The sequence below is a fragment of the Lentisphaerota bacterium genome (genome assembly GCA_016873675.1).
Lineage (GTDB): Bacteria > Verrucomicrobiota > Kiritimatiellia > RFP12 > JAAYNR01 > VGWG01.
Genome location: VGWG01000183.1, coordinates 1 through 3,209 on the forward strand (window position 1 = coordinate 1; position 3,209 = coordinate 3,209).

The window sequence follows — 3,209 nt, forward strand, 5'->3', positions numbered from 1 at the left end:
CGCCGCGTTGGAGAAGCACGGCAACACCTGGCGCATGATCCACCGCGAAGCCGTGGGCAATGACCGGCAGGTCGAGGTCACGACTGGGACGCTGGAGCGGCTCTTCCCCGCCGTTCGCATCCGCGCCGAGGCCGACCGCGCCGAGTTCGCCATCACCGGCGGCCTCGGCTATGTGCCGATCTCGTTCTGCGGCCTGAACTCCTATAGAGGCTATGCGCTCTACGAGAAAGCGCGCGGCCAGGAGATCGAGATGGATCAGTCCGTCCACGGCAACGACTACTGGCAGACGGACTATGACGATGCGTCCGGAACCTACACGCTGACGTACAGCGTCCCGCTGGATTCGCCGGACGACCGGCCGGCGCCTCGACGATTCCTGTTCCGACGGAACCGTTGAGATTCCTCCAAGACGGAAGGCACAAACGAAGATGAACGGCACGATAAAACACAGCACCTCGATCTGCACTGTCGCCGCGCTGTTGTCGGTTGGTGGGCATGCGGCTGAGTCCCAGGTTGCCGTCACTGGCAAAGACAGGATCTCGGCGATGTCTTCGCCTTCGAGCCTATCCGCCGAGCGGATCGCCTCGCTCCGCTCGCCCACGCCGCCTGTCACGGCGGACAATCCCTACCTCCCGCTGGCGAAGAAATGGGCCGACGAGGCCTGGCCGATCGTGCGGGCCGTCATCCACAACCCCGCCGCCGATCTCAAGCACGTTGAACATCGCCGACATGCGTTCTGGTCCGTGTGGAGCGTGTTCGCGGCGGAAGGCCCGTATCGAAGGGATGCGGAGCGCCGCAAGGAAGCCTTTGCGGTGATGGACCGCTGGACACTCCTGTTCAAGAAACAACCGCGAGGCTTCTGGGATTTTCTGGCCGTCCTGGAGGCCGTGAACTGGGTGGTCGCAGCAGGATCGGCCCCCGATGCGGTGTCAACGTATCTGGAGCGTCTGCGCCCGTCCACGAAGCAAACCTATTTCAAGGACAATCGGCCCAACGTATTCACCCAACAGGCGGCGACACTCTCGTTGATGGCCAAACTGTACGAAGCCGCCAGCCCGAACGATCCCGAGCCGGCCCAGTGGCGCACCCAAGTGCGGGAAGTAGTGGAACAGCTCCGGGCGAACCAGTGGTCGGGCGGCGCCTTTCCGTACGCCGTGGTCGCGGGACCGGGGCGCAACCTCGGCCCCGATCCGCATTATTTCAATTTCGACGCCACCTTTCTCGGCCGGTACTGGCAGCTCACCGGCGATCTCGTTGCGCTGGAAATGCTTCGACGTATGGCCGGTTACTCGCGCGCCGTGACGGTGTGCGGGAAGATTCCCGCCGCCGCTTCGCACTGGGTGAAGCAGGGGTGGTGCAATCTCAATCCGGCAACCCATCAGGGCCCCTTCCACGCCCCGGAGATACTCGCAACGCTGTCGCGCGACCCCCTGACCAAGGGTGTGGCCAATCTGCGACTGAGGAGCCCGTTCAGCGAATTTTGGACGTACTATGCCATGCTCTTCTGGGACCCGGACGTGCCGGTGCAGGCGGTGAGAGATCGCTGCGAGTTCGACCTCAATGACAACGGGCCGGCGCTTCGCGCCGGGACCTTCGACGTGGTCATGCCCTGCCGTGCCTGGACGGATTCCACCTTCGCCGTCACCATGTCCTCGGCCGAGCGGAACGACTTCGACGCGTACCTGTGCGCGTCATACCTGGGGCTTTATGAGACGAATATGACCTGGAAGCCCTATCCTGAGTCAAAGGAGGATCAGCCACTCTTCTGGCCCGAAGGAACGTTCTGCATGACGACCGATGTTCATCTTCCGTGCCATGCGTCGGTGGTGGGCCGGGACTGGATCGCGGCTGGCTGGCGGTTTACGCCGCGCCGCGCCCACAAGACCAGAATGACGGATACCAAATGCGCTCAGGACAGCCCGGCGGAGCGAATTGACCTCTGGTTCGCCGATCGCGCGGGTGCAGGCGGAGCGATTTCGCTTGAGGCGCTTGGAGAGACCGACGGGATGGAACCGCTGGGATGGCTTCGGTTCTCCGAGCCGCCGGAACCGACTGACAATGCGCGCATCTGGCGGGTGAAGTCACTGGCGTTCGAGATTGGAGGAGATTTGTTCACTCGGTTTGAACGGCTGCAACTGGAAGGCAAGCCCCTCAAGGACGGGCGAGAGGGGATGCGGTTATCTTTGGACCAACCCGGACCGCGTCCCCTTCAGCCCGGCACGCGGTTCCATTATACGCTGAGCGCCTGGCCGGAAGGAGGGCGGGGCTGGCGGATTACGGAGCCGCGATTCGCGGGATCGCTGGCTTCCGTCACGCTTCGCCGCGATTCGGACGAACGCGTCGTCCTGGTGTATAACCGCGGCGACAGCCCCGCGACGTATTCGCCTGAGCACGACATGCCGGCAGGATTCCTGTCGGGCGAAGCGGGGCGAGCCACAAGCGTCGTCGTGGATCAGGCGCAACCGGTTTCCCTGCCGCCTTACGCGCTGCTCGTGCTAATGGCAAGGTAGAGCATCTGGAGTTGCCTCGGATGACGAACGGCATGCCGCAAACGATGGTCGCCGCAGTCATGGCGTCGGTCATGCTGTGGCCGGCAACGGCCGCGCCGGGGGAGGAGCCCGCCATGTTGACGCCGACGGAAGTCTGGAGTGCCTACGATCCCGATGCGGGCGCCTTTGACGAGGAGGTTCTCAAGGAGTGGACGGACGGCGGCGCCGGGTACAAGGAAATGTACTTCTCGGCGTATGTCAACAACCAAGCTGTGCGTGTGTATGGCCTGTATGCCGCGCCGGATGGCGCCACGCGCGTCCCGGCGGTGATGCACCTGCATGGCGGCGGTCAGACCGTCAACAAGATGTGGCTGGAAACCTGGACGGCCCGCGGCTACGCGTGTCTGAGCTGCAACTACCACGGTGTTTGGGACAACCGCGACCGGTATACGCTCTATCCGGAAGCGTTGGAACAGGGCAACCACAAGCATAGCGCCAACAAGGCGATGGCAACCACGCCGACGGTGCGCGAATCGTCCTGGTACATCTGGTCGGCCGTGGCGCGCCGTGCCCTTTCCTACCTGCGGCAGCAACCGGCGGTGGACAAGGATCGCGTCGGCGCTTTCGGCGTCTCGATGGGCGGCACCACGATCTGGTCGTTCGCCATGGACCCGCGGTTGAAGGCGGTCTGCGCGGTCTATGGCTGCGGCTGGAACCGCT

General features: G+C 64.0%; 2 protein-coding genes. Both read left to right on the forward strand.

Features of this window, described 5'->3' with window-relative positions; all coding sequences use genetic code 11:
- Positions 1-428: 428 nt before the first annotated feature.
- Positions 429-2,510 (forward strand): hypothetical protein, encoded by a 2,082-nt coding sequence (locus tag FJ222_12425; protein ID MBM4165227.1) that lies wholly within the window; start codon positions 429-431, stop codon positions 2,508-2,510.
- Positions 2,511-2,530: 20 nt separating this feature from the next.
- Positions 2,531-3,209: hypothetical protein (locus FJ222_12430; protein MBM4165228.1), on the forward strand; the 679-nt coding region annotated here is incomplete at its 3' end.

What these genes read in the sequence shown, in the direction of transcription:
- FJ222_12425 (MBM4165227.1), top strand. Translation starts at nt 429, where the DNA reads ATGAACGGCACGATAAAACACAGCACCTCGATCTGCACTGTCGCCGCG.